General features: G+C 65.5%; 12 protein-coding genes. 6 read left to right on the forward strand and 6 right to left on the reverse strand.

The features are described from left to right. The 4 genes from XH79_RS23850 to XH79_RS23865 form a co-directional block, all read right to left on the reverse strand. A partial coding sequence (locus XH79_RS23850; RefSeq protein WP_271583162.1) for a caspase family protein occupies positions 1-1,850 on the reverse strand: 1,850 nt, incomplete at its 3' end. Between the two features lie 199 nt (positions 1,851-2,049). Further along, a complete protein-coding gene (locus XH79_RS23855) occupies positions 2,050-2,823 on the reverse strand; it encodes a carbonic anhydrase (protein ID WP_212336031.1) in 774 nt (257 codons plus the stop codon). A 329-nt stretch (positions 2,824-3,152) separates the two neighbouring features. Beyond that, a complete protein-coding gene (dnaE, locus tag XH79_RS23860) occupies positions 3,153-6,656 on the reverse strand; it encodes a DNA polymerase III subunit alpha (RefSeq protein WP_271583163.1) in 3,504 nt (1,167 codons plus the stop codon). Between the two features lie 457 nt (positions 6,657-7,113). Beyond that, positions 7,114-7,836, reverse strand: coding sequence for an outer membrane protein (locus XH79_RS23865; protein ID WP_212336029.1), 723 nt, complete (start codon positions 7,834-7,836; stop codon positions 7,114-7,116). A 253-nt stretch (positions 7,837-8,089) separates the two neighbouring features. Here XH79_RS23865 and XH79_RS23870 point away from each other — a divergent pair, with 253 nt between their 5' ends. From XH79_RS23870 to XH79_RS23885, 4 genes are all read left to right on the forward strand, one after another. Next, on the forward strand, positions 8,090-8,398 hold the full coding sequence (locus tag XH79_RS23870) for a DUF3551 domain-containing protein (protein WP_271583164.1): 309 nt from the start codon (positions 8,090-8,092) through the stop codon (positions 8,396-8,398). Position 8,399: 1 nt separating this feature from the next. Further along, complete coding sequence (locus XH79_RS23875) at positions 8,400-8,648, forward strand: DUF3551 domain-containing protein (RefSeq protein ID WP_271583165.1); 249 nt, start codon at positions 8,400-8,402, stop codon at positions 8,646-8,648. 161 nt (positions 8,649-8,809) lie between these two features. Beyond that, positions 8,810-10,108 carry an MFS transporter gene (locus tag XH79_RS23880; RefSeq protein WP_271583338.1) on the forward strand — a complete coding sequence of 433 codons (1,299 nt, stop codon included), beginning with the start codon at positions 8,810-8,812 and terminating at the stop codon, positions 10,106-10,108. A 107-nt stretch (positions 10,109-10,215) separates the two neighbouring features. Next, a complete protein-coding gene (locus XH79_RS23885) occupies positions 10,216-11,466 on the forward strand; it encodes a hypothetical protein (RefSeq protein ID WP_271583166.1) in 1,251 nt (416 codons plus the stop codon). Between the two features lie 415 nt (positions 11,467-11,881). On the opposite strand, the gene XH79_RS23890 is transcribed toward XH79_RS23885, so the two are convergent. Both XH79_RS23890 and XH79_RS23895 read right to left on the reverse strand, forming a co-directional pair. Further along, complete coding sequence (locus XH79_RS23890; protein WP_212336024.1) at positions 11,882-12,052, reverse strand: hypothetical protein; 171 nt, start codon at positions 12,050-12,052, stop codon at positions 11,882-11,884. A gap of 49 nt (positions 12,053-12,101) precedes the next feature. Then, positions 12,102-12,506 (reverse strand): response regulator, encoded by a 405-nt coding sequence (locus tag XH79_RS23895; protein ID WP_271583339.1) that lies wholly within the window; start codon positions 12,504-12,506, stop codon positions 12,102-12,104. Between the two features lie 75 nt (positions 12,507-12,581). Here XH79_RS23895 and XH79_RS23900 point away from each other — a divergent pair, with 75 nt between their 5' ends. Both XH79_RS23900 and XH79_RS23905 read left to right on the forward strand, forming a co-directional pair. Continuing rightward, positions 12,582-13,586 carry a chemotaxis protein CheB gene (locus XH79_RS23900; protein WP_212336023.1) on the forward strand — a complete coding sequence of 335 codons (1,005 nt, stop codon included), beginning with the start codon at positions 12,582-12,584 and terminating at the stop codon, positions 13,584-13,586. Positions 13,587-13,597: 11 nt separating this feature from the next. Beyond that, the gene (locus XH79_RS23905; protein ID WP_271583167.1) at positions 13,598-13,876 is read left to right on the forward strand and encodes a hypothetical protein; all 279 of its coding nucleotides are present in this window, start codon (positions 13,598-13,600) and stop codon (positions 13,874-13,876) included. Positions 13,877-14,038: the final 162 nt, after the last annotated feature.

Genomic DNA, 14,038 nt, shown 5'->3' on the forward strand with positions numbered 1-14,038 from the left:
GGCGCGCCGGGCGCAACGGCGGTCGGCGCGGGCCTGCCGTTCGGCAGCGGGCCAGCGCCGGCCGGCGGCGCAGGCGGACCGCCATGGGCCCCTGGCACCGGCAACGTGTTGGCCGCGGGCAGCCTGGCCTGTGGTGCAGCGTTCGGGGCCACACTTGGTGCGGCGGCGCCCGGCAAGGCGTTTGGGGCGACATGTGCCGGCGCCACCGGCGGCGCCCCGGGCCTCGCCGTCGGCTGGATCGTCGCGCTCGGCGGCAATGGCGCCTTGCCCTGCTGAATCAGGGCGGCGCGCTGCATCACCGCCTGCGGCACGGCGGGTGCCACCGGGTTGGCACGACCGGCAACCGCCGGCGCCAGATTGGCCGGACCTGCGCCGGCTCCGGCAGCAGGCGCCGGTGCCGGCGCCTGATTGATCACGGTGTTGATGACCGTGGTGTTATGGATGTTCTGATAGATGATGTTGTTCGGCGGCGGCGCGACATAGACCGGCGGCCGCACGAACACCGGGATCGGCACGAACACCGGCTGCGGAAGCACGAACAGGCCGACCACGGGCAGCGGCGGCGGCAGCACGACGAAATCCGGCGGCGGCGGCGGCAGATAGTAGACCGGCGGCGGCGGTGGCGGCGCGAAGCCGAAATCGGGGTCGCTGAAATACAGCACCGGGCGATCGACATAGACCACCTCCTCCGGCGGCGGTGGCGGCACGTCGTAATCCAGCATGGCAAAGCTCGGCGGCGGCTCGAGCGGCGCGGTCAGGATCGCGAGCCTGCGTCGTGCGTCGCCAGCATGAGGCCCGCGCGGATAGCGGCGCAGATAGGACCAGTAAGCGTCCGGCGTGTCGGTCCGATACGTGCGTCGCCAGGTGATCGCCTCGCGGCGCGCCGCGACGATCACCATCACGCGCTTGGACATCGGATCGTTCGGATAGGCCGCGAGAAATTCCTCATAGGCCGGCATCGTGTCGCGCGAGAGCGCGGCGGCATAGGCATCCTGCGCACCGAGATCGCGGATCGGCTTGCTCCGGATCGCAGCGACCTGGTCCGGTGCCGTCTCCGGCGGCGGCGCGTCGGGCCCGCGCTCGAAGAAGGAGAACGGCGCCGAGATCTTCTGCTCGTTCCAGGGCACCTGCGCCCCCTTGCTGGCCTCGTTGACGCGCAGGCGGACACGGTCGAAGACGTCGGGCAGCGCCAAGCCGCCGGTGCGGATCATCTCGGCGAGCGATTGCGCGTAGATGCCATAGGGTCCCGGCTCCTCCGGCGCCACCGTGCCGGGCGCGGCGTTGAACGCGATCAGCATGTTCGGATCGGGCTCGACCAGCGCCAGCCCGCTCGCGATCGGCTGGCCGCCCTCGATGAAGGGCTGCGCGCGGGCTGCGTCGAGCACGACGATGTTGGCCTTGAGCGGAATGGCCGCAAGCTGACGCGCATAGTCGCTGATGCGCAAGGCCTCAGTCGGAATGTCGGTATCGCGCGTGATGTTGGAATCGACCGGGATGAAATAATTCTCGCCGGCGAGCTGCACGCCGTAGCCGGCGAGATAGACCATCGCGACGGTGCCCGGGCCCGAGGCCTGCGCCTTCTGGACGAAATCGCGAAAGCTCTTGCGCAGCGTGTCGCCGTCGAGATCACGGGCGCCGACGACGTCGAAGCCCGCCGCCTGCAGCGTCTGCGCGATCAGGCCGGCATCGTTCGCAGTGGTTGCCAACGGCGACTTGGCATAGGCGCCGTTGCCGACAACGAGCGCGATGCGCTTTTCCTGCTGCTGCGCACGCACTGGCCCTGGACCGCCAGCGGCAAGGACCATGATCGGCAGGAGAAGGCAGATGAAGACTTTGAGCGTCCCACGCATGGCTTGTGCCCGCTTTTGTCGTTGAGGTGGCCATCGCACATCAGACGCGCGGCCAGCTGAATGGCGCTTGAACGAAAGGCTTGGATTGAGGCGGCGACATGGCGCCCGCCGCAGGTCAGGCGTCAACGTCGGCGCCCGCGTCAGACCCGCGTAAGCCTCGCGACGATGGAACGCCGCGAGGCCCGATAGTGCGCCTTAATTAGCCCTGCGCGATCAGGTCGACCGTTCCCGTCGTGAGCCGGTAGATGCCGCCGACGACCTTGAGCTTGCCCTGCTCCACGGCCCCGTTGAGGATCGGCGCGGCTGATTTCAGCTTTGCGACGTTGTCGATCACGTTCTGCCGGATCGCCTTGTCGAGGACATCCCCGCCGCCCTGCTGCATCGCAGCCTTTGCGGCGGGCGCGATCGCATCAATCAGCGAGGGAATGTGTCCCGGCGGCGACGTATTGTCCTTGATCGCCTTCAGCGTCGCATCAATCGCGCCGCAGGCATCATGGCCAAGCACGAGGATCAGCGGCGTGTTCAGCACCGCCACCGCATATTCCATGCTCGCGATGGTCTCGGTCCCGGCAAAGTTGCCCGCAACGCGACAGACGAAGAGGTCGCCGCGCCCCGTGTCGAAGGCATATTCCGGCGCGATGCGCGAGTCGGCGCAGCTCAGAACGGCCGCGAACGGGTTCTGGCCACCAACCAGCGCCTCGCGCTCATGCTTGAAATCGTGGCGCCGCGACACGCCCTCGACGTAGCGCGCATTGCCCGCCATCAGCCGCTTCAGCGCCGCGTCGGGCGCCAGCACGTTCTGCGGCTTGGGTGGCTGCTTGGTTTCCTTGGCCAAGGCGCGGTTGGCGAAAGCTCCGCCGGCGAAAGCCATGCCAAACGCAGCGGCGCCAAACAGCATCGCGGACCGCCGTGACGGCGCGATGTCTTCATGCAGAGATTGATGATGCAGAGATTCAGAGCACTTGTCACACATGTGATGTTTCCCCAGGTCAGGTGGACGAATGGAAGCATCGCGATGATAGGTGCGCCGATATGAAGAAATCACCAATTATAATTGACGCAACTTATGATTGCTGCACCGCGCGAACCATGCTGCTAAGCCGAAGCGACCGCTCGCCTCACGCGCAGCGACTGCGCAGACCTGCGCTCGCCCGCATATATTCGCGACCGGCTGCTAGGGCCTGATCCGAAAAAAACGCAGCAATTTTCCCTCGCGACAAAAAGCGGCACGCGTTTGTACGGAGATCATGGTCCAATAACGATCCAAGGCACGACGACGATTCTTCCAAATCTCATCGCGCTCTACAGCTGCTGCACGTCCACGACGCCGGCGACCGCCTTGATCGCGCCGGCGATCTGCGGCGAGACCTTGAAACGGCCGGGCAGCTTCATCTCCACCTCGGTCTCGAGGTCGAGCATCAACACCAGCGAGACTTCGCCATCGCCGTTGGAGCGCGGCGCAATCCCCGGACTGCCGACCTTTGGCGCGGCGCCGTTCGACGCAGCTGCATCGGGGCCGGCGAGGCGCTTGGCGATCGAGTCCAGCGGCTTGGTGTCGCGCAGGAAGATGCGCAGGCCTTTCTGCGTCTTGGCCGCGGCATCGTCGAGCGGCTCGGCATGCAGCACGCGCGCGCGGACGTCCTCGCCCTGGAGCTCGGCACCGAGCTGGAGCAGTACGGCGGCGCCCGGCTCCAGCACGTCACGATATTGCGCGAGCCCTTCGGAGAACAGCACCGCCTCGAAATGACCGGTCGGATCCGACAGGCCCATGATGCCCATCTTGTTGCCGGTCTTGGTGCGGCGCTCCATACGCGACACCACTGTGGCCGCAACCTTTCCGGCGGTGGCGCCGGTCTTCACCGCGCGCGAGAATTCAGCCCAGCTCTGCACGCGCAGCCGCTTCAGCACGGTGGCATAATCGTCGAGCGGATGGCCCGACAGGAAGAAGCCGATCGCATCATATTCGCGGCGCAGCCGTTCGGCCGGCAGCCACGGCTCGATCTGCGGCAGCATGATCGTCGGCGCATCCGCAGACATGCCGAACATGTCGTTCTGGCCGATGGTCTCGGCCTGATGCGCGCGCTGGCAGGCGGCCAGGATCGAGTCCGCCCCGGCGAAGACGCGGGCGCGGTTCGGCTCCAGCGTGTCGAAGGCGCCGGCGGCAGCGAGGCTTTCGATGATGCGCTTGTTGATCGCACGCGGATTGACGCGCGCAGCGAAATCGGCGAGCGAGGTGAACACCCCACGCTTCGTCCGCTCCTCGATGATCTGCTCGATCGCCTGGATGCCAACGCCCTTCAGCGCAGCGAGCGCGTAGTAGATGACCTTGTCGCCGACCTCGAAGGTTGCGCCCGAGCGGTTGATGTTCGGCGGCTCGACCTTGATGCCGAGGCGCTGCGCCTCGGAGCGGAATTCGGAGAGCTTGTCCGTGTTGTTGAGATCGAGCGTCATCGACGCCGCGATGAACTCCACCGGATAATGCGCCTTCATGTAGGCGGTGTGGTAGGACACCAGCGCATAGGCCGCCGCGTGGCTCTTGTTGAAGCCGTAGTCGGCGAATTTTGCGAGCAATTCGAAGATGGTCTCGGCCTGCCCTTTCGGCACGCCGTTCTTCACCGCGCCCGCGACGAAGATGTCGCGCTGCTTGTCCATCTCGGCGCGGATCTTCTTGCCCATGGCGCGGCGCAAGAGGTCGGCGTCGCCGAGCGAATAGCCCGACATCACCTGCGCGATCTGCATCACCTGTTCCTGGTAGATGATGACGCCGAAGGTCTCCTTCAGGATCGGCTCGAGCACGGGATGCAGATATTCCGGCTCCTCGTCGCCGTGCTTGCGCGCGCAATAGGTCGGGATGTTCGCCATCGGGCCCGGGCGATAGAGCGCGACCAGCGCGATGATGTCCTCGAAGCGGTCGGGGCGCATGTCGACCAGCGCGCGCCGCATGCCCTGACTTTCAACCTGGAACACGCCGACCACCTCGCCGCGCGCCAGCATCTGGTAGCTTTCGGCATCGTCGATCGGCAGCGTCGCCAGGTCGACATGGATGTCGCGCGGCTTGAGCAGTTTGCACGCGACGTCGAGCACGGTCAGCGTCTTCAGGCCGAGGAAGTCGAACTTCACGAGGCCCGCGGGCTCGACCCATTTCATGTTGAACTGGGTCACCGGCATATCCGACTTCGGATCGCGGTACATCGGCACGAGCTCGCTGAGCGGGCGATCGCCGATCACGATGCCGGCCGCGTGCGTCGAGGCGTGGCGGGTCAGGCCTTCGAGGCGCTGCGCGATGTCGAAGGCGCGCGCCACCACCGGGTCTTCGTCGCGGAACGCCTGCAGCTTCGGCTCGCTCTCGATCGCAGCCGCCAGCGTCACCGGCGCGGCCGGATTCTGCGGCACCAGCTTCGTCAGCTTGTCGACCTGGCCGTAGGGCATCTGCAGCACGCGCCCGACGTCGCGCAGCACGCCGCGCGCCTGCAGCGTACCGAAGGTGATGATCTGCGCGACCTGGTCGCGGCCGTAGCGATCCTGCACGTACTTGATCACCTCACCGCGGCGGTCCTGGCAGAAGTCGATGTCGAAGTCCGGCATCGAGACGCGTTCCGGGTTGAGGAAGCGCTCGAACAGCAGGCCGAACTTGATCGGGTCGAGGTCGGTGATGGTCAGCGCCCACGCCACCAGCGAGCCTGCGCCGGAGCCGCGGCCCGGCCCGACCGGGATGCCGTGCGCCTTGGCCCATTTGATGAAGTCGGACACGATCAGGAAGTAGCCCGCGTACTTCATGCGCATGATGACGTCGAGCTCGAACGCCAGGCGCTTGTTGTAGTCTTCGTCCGTCGTGCCCTGCGACAGGCCGTGGACGCGCAGACGGTTGGCAAGCCCCTCCTCCGCCTGCCGCTTCAACTCGGCGGCCTCGACCGATGCGGCGTCCGAGCTCGCCGCGGCGCCGACCGTAAAGAACGGCAGGATCGGCTTGCGCGTCATCGGGCGGAACGAGCAGCGCTCCGCGATCTCGACCGTGGAGGCCAGCGCCTCCGGAATGTCGGCGAACAGCACCGCCATCTCGGCGCGGGTCTTGAAGCGGTGATCGGGCGTGAGCTGCACGCGATCGGTCTCGGCGATCAGCCGGCCGCCGGCGATGCACAGCAGTGCGTCATGCGCCTCGTAATCGTCGGTCGAAGCGAAGTACGGCTCGTTGGTCGCGACCAGCGGCAGGCCCTTCGCATAGGCGATGTCGATCAAGCCGCTTTCGACGCGCCGCTCCTTGTCGATGTTGTGGCGCTGCAGCTCGATGTAGAGCCGGTCGCCGAACAGGCCCGCCAGACGCTCGCAGCGCGCAGCTGCAAGCTCGGCCATACCGCCGGCGAGCGCCAGCGAGATCGGCCCGTCCGGACCGCCCGTGAGCGCGATCAGCCCCTCGGTCTCGCCGTCGAACCAGTCGAACTTGATGAACGGGGCATGGCTGTCGGGTGTTTCCAGGAACGCCCGTGAATTCAGCCGCATCAGGCTGCGATAGCCGCGCTCCTGCGCGGCCAAAAGCACCACGCGCGAGGGCCCCATCGCGTTGCGCGCGTTCGGGTCCTGATCGCCGAAATCGATCGCAAGCTCGCAGCCGACGATCGGCTGGATGCCGGAGCCCGCCATCTTGTCGGAGAACTCCAGCGCACCGAACAGATTGTCGGTGTCGGTCAGCGCCAGCGCGGGCTGGTGGTCTTTCTTGGCAAGCTCGGCGAGCTTGGCGATCTTGATCGAGCCCTTGAGCAGCGAATAGGCCGAGTGAACGTGAAGGTGGACAAATCCGGCGCTCGGCATGGTCGCGTGACGGCCTCTTGCAGATGAGATGGAGCGGTCGCCGGCTCCTCAAGGCATCATGCACCCGTGCGGCCGACTCGCATCGCAATGGTGGGGTCTCACAGCCTCAGAGTCCACGCCGGAGCGGCCGCTTCGCCGCGTCGTCCCGCTTTTCCCCAGCCGAGCCTGTCCTGGAGCTGCGGAATCAGAGCTGCGGTATGACCTGGGCCCAGATCGCGATCATCCCGACGAACAGCGTGATGGACGCCAGTGCAGCCGCCTCTTCCACGAAAATCCTGAACATGGTCTCGCTCCTTTGCTAGAACGTATGAAGAACATTGTTCTCGTTTCGTTCACGGGAGTCAAGCGGTCTCGGCGACCTCGAAATGCGATGGTTAACTCGCTGAATTCACGCAACAAAAAAGCCCCGGCCGACGGCCGGGGCTTTCGACAACCGCTTCTTGCGAAGCGATCGGTATCAGTAACGGCCGAGGATCGGGCCGCCGAACTTGTAGTTCAGGCGGACGAGGCCCATGTCGACGTCCTGACGGATGCGCTCGGTGCCGGCGAAGCCAGCAAAGGTGACGTCCTTGTCCGACAGGAAGATGTGGTTGTACTCGACGCCAACCGACCAGTTCGGCGCAAAGCCGTACTCGAGGCCGGCACCGACCGTGCCACCCCAACGGGTGTCGCTGGTCGAGGAGAGGAGCGCACCGGCCGTGCTGGAGATCTCGTACTTGTCGCTGACCACAGCGGCACCGCCCTTGACGTAGATCAGGACGTTGTTCCAGGCGTAGCCGACCTGGCCGGTGATCAGACCGAACGCGTCGATCTTGGTGCGGTTGCGGGTGGCGAACAGCGCGCTCTGATTGTCGCCCGAGAAGTCGGCCCAGTTGCCCTGGCCTTCAACGCCGAACACCCACTGGCCCGACTGCCAGCGATAGCCGATCTGGCCACCGACCGTGCCGCCGGTCGCATCGTGCGAGCCTTCGCGACCAACGCCAACGAAATCCCAGGTCGCGTGCGACGAACCACCGCCGCCGTTGATGCCGATGTAGAAGCCGCTCCAGTCGTAGATCGTAGCGATCGCGGCAGGCGGCGCCTTGGTGTACGGACGCGCCGCGAGATCGGCAGCCAGCGCCGGTGCAGCTGCGCTGAGCGCGACGAGGCTCACAGCGGCAAGCAACAAATTCTTCTTCATTTCAATCCCGTTCCAGTTTCGTCGTTAGGCCCCCTGGCCGTGTCGTGGTCATAACAGCGATCGATGGAATTGCTGTAACCTCGACGCAACAGTTCACGCCAAAGGCCCGCGCTTCATTAATGAAGATTTATCAGAGCGCACTGGAAACCCTTTGAAACAAGTGTTTTCGAGAGTTCCAATGTCGACGAGACGAGATAAACTGCACGCGCGCGTAACATCGTCGCGCGCACAATTGTGTGATTGGAGATTTCAAATGCGCGCACGAATTACTCTCCCCATTGTCGCCACACTTTCGCTCGCAATCGCCACATTCACGCTCACGCTGAACGCAAGCACGCCTGCACGCGCATTCGGTACGCATCACGCATTCTGCCTCACGGGCGATGAATGGCCGGGACTGAGCAATTGCAGGTTCGATACCTACGCGCAGTGTCAGGCGAGCGCATCGGGCCGCGCGCTGACCTGCATCGCCAATCCCTATTTCGGGGGCCAGAGTGATGATCCCTACGCCTATCAGAATCGTCCGCGCACGCTGGCGCAGGGCTATTTGTTGTCGCGCTGAGATGCGCGGCGCCTGGCTTGCGCTTGTTGCGACCGGCACACTCTTCGTGAGTGCGCAGGCGCGCGCACAGACCTACGATCCCAGCTATCCCGTCTGCATGCAGATCTACGGCCAGGTGGGCTATTTCGATTGCCGCTACACCTCGCTCGAGCAATGCAGATTTCTCGCCGTCGGGCGTTCGGCGAGCTGCGTCGCGAATCCCTACTTTTCGCAGCGGAGACCTGCTCCGCGGTCGAAGCGTCCCGGCTAGCTCTCGGCACACGCAAATCGGGACGCTGATATGCGGCTTGCCGTGCGCTCGGCCTTAAGTGTTGACGCAGACTGATCCGGGTTTAAGTACGACGGAGAAATCTTGCAGGGATGGCGACGTTCGCTGGGCTGGTTCCCATTGACGCCACCGATGCAGGACTCATGACGATCTCGCCTCACGCGACCTCGCCCCGCGCTAATCCCCCTCACCTCGCCATCGTCCTGATCTCGCTCGCGATGGGCGGCTTTGCGATCGGGACCACCGAATTCGCGTCGATGAGCCTGCTGCCGTTCTTCGCCGCCGACCTCCACGTCGACGAGCCGACCGCAGGGCACGCGATCAGTGCTTACGCACTCGGCGTCGTGCTGGGCGCGCCGCTGATCGCGGTGCTCGGTGCGCGGTTCGCGCGGCGCACGCAGCTGCTCGCTCTGATGGCCGTGTTTGCGCTCGGCAACGCGCTCACTGCGCTCGCACCCGGCTTCGGCTGGATGATCGCGGCACGCTTCCTCTCGGGGCTGCCACACGGCGCCTATTTCGGCATCGCCGCGCTGGTCGCGGCTTCGCTTGTTCCGCAACAGCGGCGCTCGCAGGCGATCGGCCAGGTCATGCTTGGCCTGACCTGCGCCACCATCATCGGCGTGCCGCTGGCCAATCTGATCGGCCAGGCGGTCGGCTGGCGCGCGAGTTTCGGTCTCGTGTCGGTGCTGGCGCTGCTCACGGTGCTGCTGTGCGCCCTGTTCGCGCCGCGTGACCGGGCGGGCAGGTCCGATCCGCTACGCGAGCTCGCCGCCCTCGGAAGCGGCCGCGTCTGGATCACGCTGGCGATCGGCGCCATCGGCTTCGGCGGCATGTTCGCCGTCTACACCTATCTTGCGACGACGCTGATCGAGGTCACCAAGGTCAGTGCCACGACCATTCCGTTCTTCCTCGCCATATTCGGTGTCGGCGCCACGCTCGGCAATCTGTTCGTGCCGCGCTTTGCCGACCGCGCCTTGATGCCGACGGCGGGCGTCATCCTGCTGTTTGCCGCGGTCGCGCTGCTGCTCTTCCCGCTCGCCGCCCCCAATCCCTGGCTCCTGGCCGCAGACGTCTTCGCCATCGGCGCCAGCGTCTCGCTCGGCGCGATCCTCCAGACGCGGCTGATGGACGTCGCCGGCGACGCGCAGGCGCTCGCGGCCGCGCTGAACCATTCGGCCTTCAACACCGCCAACGCGCTCGGCCCTTTCCTCGGCGGCCTTGCGATCCGTGCGGGGTTGGGCTGGACCTCCACCGGTCCCGTCGGCGCTGTACTGGCGCTTCTCGGTTTGCTGATCTGGGCCGTCGCCCGGCGCGATGCCGGGTCTGCGCCAGTCAGCATCAACGCGAAAAGTCCCGCCGCAGCATCGGACGACGCTCCCGCGCGATCGGCGCCGCACTATCGAAACCGCTCCGCTGCTGCTCACGAGGATCCGGTGGCGTGACCTGCGGCCTGCGGAAATAAACGCCAATCGGAGCGCCACCGCAAGTTGTGCAATCGGAAAGCGTCGTATAGCGTCAGGACCGGCATCACCGCATAGTCGATCGTTTCATGCTCGTCCGTATCCTGCTTGTCGTCGCCGCGCTGTCGCTTCCCGGCGCATTGCGCGCCGAAACGGCGTCGGAGAAAGCCGGATTTGCGTCCAAGCTGACGATCTATCTTGCCAAGGGGACGGCCGATGCGTGCGGGCCGGGCTGCGATCGCTGGATCGCCATCGAAGGCGAGATCGATGCGGACGCCGCCCCACGCATTCGCCGCTTCCTCGCCGCCGTCAAGGACACGCAGCGCCCGATCTATCTCTATTCACCCGGCGGGAACGTGGAGCAGTCCTACGCGATCGCACGCTTGCTGCGCAGCCGCAAGGCGATCGCCAGGGTCGGCCGCACCCTTGTGACGGCATGCGCCGCAGACACGCAGGTGGATGCCGCCTGCCTGAAGGTGAAAAACGCGAGCGGCGAGGTCGAGGCAGAGCTCACCACCCGCAAGGCCATGTGCAACTCGGCCTGCGGTTACCTCTTCCTCGGAGCGACATCCCGCGAGGTGGCCCCCGACGCCGTGGTGGCGGTCCATAATTCCAGGCTGGTGCTGCGCTTTCGGGGAAATCCTCCGCCGCAGATCGTCGCCGAGGCGAGGCAGCGCCGAATTGCGAGCGCCGAGCGCGACCGCATTGCGTTCATCGCGTCGATGGGGATCAGCCGCGAGCTCGATGCTCTCATCCAGACCGTGAAGTTCGAGAACCTTCACGTGCTGACCCGGGCCGAGCTCTATCGTTTCGGGATCGACACGCGACCGCTCGCCGAGACGATGTGGAAACTGGAGAAGGACGCACGACCGTTCGTCCGCAAGATCGCGGTGCTGAAGAAGAACGACTCTTCGTTCCGGACCATGGAGTGGCGCCTGTCGTGCGAAAGCAGGGCGCGCGTGCCGCTGTGGTTCGCAGCCGAGATCGACGAGGCCTCCAGCGGCAAGAGCACGATCCTGATGACGGCGGACGCCGCCGCGGACAAGGAGGCCGGAGGGCCACCGCTGCGATCGGGCAAGTACGAGGTCTGGCGTGGCAGCATCGATGCCGACATGGTCAAGGCGATCCTGGCCTCCCGCTCCCTCCATGTCCGCGAAACCACGACGATGCCCGACGACAAGACGGACATGACGAAATTCGACATCGACCTGACGGGCCTCGCGCCGGCGTGGACGCAGCTCAAGTCATCCTGCGCGTTGTCGGCGCTCAGCCCGATCAGCCCCTGGCCGGCCACGGTGCCGAACGCCGGCACGACCCCTCCGGCTGCAGTGGCGCCGTAAGCCCAGCTTCGCTTGGACGCAGGGCCGGCCCGCTCAGAAAGCGACGAGCGATTCACATAGCCTAATGCGCACCGCGCGGCAAAACGTCAAAATCGTGTCCGGGATGAGGGCAACACGATGACGATGGATCGGGTCGAACGGGCTTTCATCGCGACAGCGATGCTGGGTTTCCTGGTGATGCTGGGAGCGATCATATGGATGATGGTGGCTTGACGGACTCCTCGTTGCGCCAAGCCGTGTCGCAAGGCTTGTTGCAAGCCTTGCCCTATCTAGGGATAGCTCTCTGCATTGCCGTGGCCATGTGGCTGACCTGGAGCCGCCTGCTCTAAGCATGATCCGGAAAAGTGCGAAGCGGTTTTCCGAGTGGATCATGCTCAAACAACAACTGAAGCGCGATGACGCTTCACATCGCGCTTCAGGCTGGATCGCCCTGCCCGCGAACCGGTTCAACCCCAACCAGTTCATCGCGGACACGCTGCGCCCTTGCGATGTGCTCGCTGTTGCGCAGTATCTCGAGGGCATCGCGAACCAGTTCGCGCGAAAAGGCCAGGAGCTGCGCGTCGTCCGCGCGGACGGTGTAGATCATTCGAACCTCACTCGGATCGTGTGCGGGCTGCGCCAGGCGCGACGCTGGCTCACGCCTTCGGCTTCCCGATCAGCCCGGCCAGGCCGCGGACCATCGCGGCGATGTCGATCGGCTTTTCCAACAGCACCACATCGTGAAATTGCGGAGCAATGCTGACCCTGTCGTAGCCGGTCGTGAATACGAACGGCACCTGGCGCGCCCTGAGCTCCTGCGCAATCGGGAAAACCATCTCGCTGCGAATGTTCACGTCGAGCACTGCGCCGTCGAGAATACCGCCGTCGTTGATGATCGGGAGCGCATCGTCGAGCTCGCCGACCGGACCGGCAATTTCCGCACCCGCCGACCGCAGCGCACGGCTGATGTCGTCGGCCAGGAAATACTCGTCCTCGACCACGAGGATGCGACGTCCCGACAAGGGGGCATGCCTGCGCGACAATGTTGGCGATAGCGCCATGTTTCCTCCAGCACGGATAGGAACATAGGCCTCAAGGCCGTCTTGGTGCAAACGAAGCATTGAATGGCGGGTTCCATGAGCAACCGCGACATCATCGTCATCGGCGGCTCCTCCGGGGCAACGGCGCCGCTGAAGCAGATTCTGGCGGGTTTGCATCCGAATGTTCCGGCAGCCGTCTTTATCGTCCTCCACCTTCCCATGCAGGGCATCGGTATCCTGTCCACTGTCGCCGCTTCCGCCGGCAGGCTCCCGGTGCATCAGGCCGTCGACGGCATGAAGTTCGAGCGCGGCCACGTCTATCTCGGCGCTCCCGACCATCATTTGCTGCTGTCAGGCGATCGTATTCGGCTCGGGCGCGGCCCGCGCGAGAACATGGTGCGGCCGGCGATTGACCCGCTGTTCCGCTCGGCCGCGCTCCACCACGGCCCACGCGTGATCGGAGTGGTGCTGAGTGGATTGCTTTCGGACGGCGCAGCCGGCCTCAACGCGATCAAGCGCTGCGGCGGGATCGCGATCGTGCAGGATCCAGTGGAGGCGATCGCGGCGGAGATGCCGCAGCGCGCCCTGGAAGCGACCACGGCCGATCTTTGCGTGCCCGCCGCGCGGCTCGGCGACGTCCTCTCCGATCTCGCCCGGGAACCGCCGGGCCTCGCGCCTCCGATCGCCCCGGATATCCGCCTGGAGGTGGAGATCGCCGCGGGTGAAAGAATTGGCTCCGCGATCCTGGCAGACATCGCCGATCCGGCGGCGCTGACCTGCCCCGGTTGCGGCGGGGTTCTCTCTCAGGTGAAGGAAGCGCGTCCCATGAGGTTTCGCTGCCAAGTCGGCCACGCCTACACGGCCGATGCGCTCGCCAAGGAGCAGGAAGGACAAGTCGACGAAGCCCTGCGCGTCGCGCTCCGGATCATCGAGGAGCGGGCCGAGCTGGTGCAGCGCATGGCCGCGGACGGCCGCCGCAGCGGCAGGCCGGCAGTGGCCGAAATGTACCAGCAGCGCGCGGCCGAGTATCGCGAATATGCCGACATGATCCGGCGCGTCGTGTTACAATCGCTCGATCCTCCCATCCAGCGAGGGAAGTGAGAAGCGCCGCCATGGCAGCATCCCTTACCGAGCGTACCCGGCAACTCCGCGACGAGCAGCGGCTTCTGAAGAAAGCCGATCTCGACATCGAGGAAGGCTTGCAGCGCGTCCGCAGGCAAGAGGATCGGGTGCGGGAGTTGCAGGCCGGCGGATACGATTGCCGGCAGGCGGAACGGCTGGTGGAGCTGCTCAAGCAGACCCTGGTGGAATGGGAGCGGCATCGCACCCTGATCATTCAGAGGGTGAATTACCTCCGGGAGGAGGTTGATCCGGTGCCGCCGATCACCTAGCGCGGGCCATGGTCCACGCTGCCCTGCCGAGGCCCACGCCTTCCCGGATCCGGGCTCTCGGCCAACGCCGAACGTTTCCCGCTTTTAGCTGTTGGGATAACATCGATTTCTGCTATTTGCAGAAACCGGAATCCGTTGGTCCCGGGCAACGAGAGTAGCGGC

The sequence above is a fragment of the Bradyrhizobium sp. CCBAU 45389 genome (genome assembly GCF_028128625.1).
Lineage (GTDB): Bacteria > Pseudomonadota > Alphaproteobacteria > Rhizobiales > Xanthobacteraceae > Bradyrhizobium > Bradyrhizobium liaoningense_B.

Excerpts from the sequence above, each read along its gene's own strand:
- XH79_RS23855 (WP_212336031.1), bottom strand. The coding sequence starts at position 2,823 with ATGTGTGACAAGTGCTCTGAATCTCTGCATCATCAATCTCTGCATGAA.
- dnaE (WP_271583163.1), bottom strand. The coding sequence starts at position 6,656 with ATGCCGAGCGCCGGATTTGTCCACCTTCACGTTCACTCGGCCTATTCG.
- XH79_RS23865 (WP_212336029.1), bottom strand. The coding sequence starts at position 7,836 with ATGAAGAAGAATTTGTTGCTTGCCGCTGTGAGCCTCGTCGCGCTCAGC.
- XH79_RS23870 (WP_271583164.1), top strand. The coding sequence starts at position 8,090 with ATGCGCGCACGAATTACTCTCCCCATTGTCGCCACACTTTCGCTCGCA.
- XH79_RS23875 (WP_271583165.1), top strand. The coding sequence starts at position 8,400 with ATGCGCGGCGCCTGGCTTGCGCTTGTTGCGACCGGCACACTCTTCGTG.
- XH79_RS23880 (WP_271583338.1), top strand. The coding sequence starts at position 8,810 with ATGACGATCTCGCCTCACGCGACCTCGCCCCGCGCTAATCCCCCTCAC.
- XH79_RS23885 (WP_271583166.1), top strand. The coding sequence starts at position 10,216 with ATGCTCGTCCGTATCCTGCTTGTCGTCGCCGCGCTGTCGCTTCCCGGC.
- XH79_RS23890 (WP_212336024.1), bottom strand. The coding sequence starts at position 12,052 with ATGATCTACACCGTCCGCGCGGACGACGCGCAGCTCCTGGCCTTTTCG.
- XH79_RS23895 (WP_271583339.1), bottom strand. The coding sequence starts at position 12,506 with ATGGCGCTATCGCCAACATTGTCGCGCAGGCATGCCCCCTTGTCGGGA.
- XH79_RS23900 (WP_212336023.1), top strand. The coding sequence starts at position 12,582 with ATGAGCAACCGCGACATCATCGTCATCGGCGGCTCCTCCGGGGCAACG.
- XH79_RS23905 (WP_271583167.1), top strand. The coding sequence starts at position 13,598 with ATGGCAGCATCCCTTACCGAGCGTACCCGGCAACTCCGCGACGAGCAG.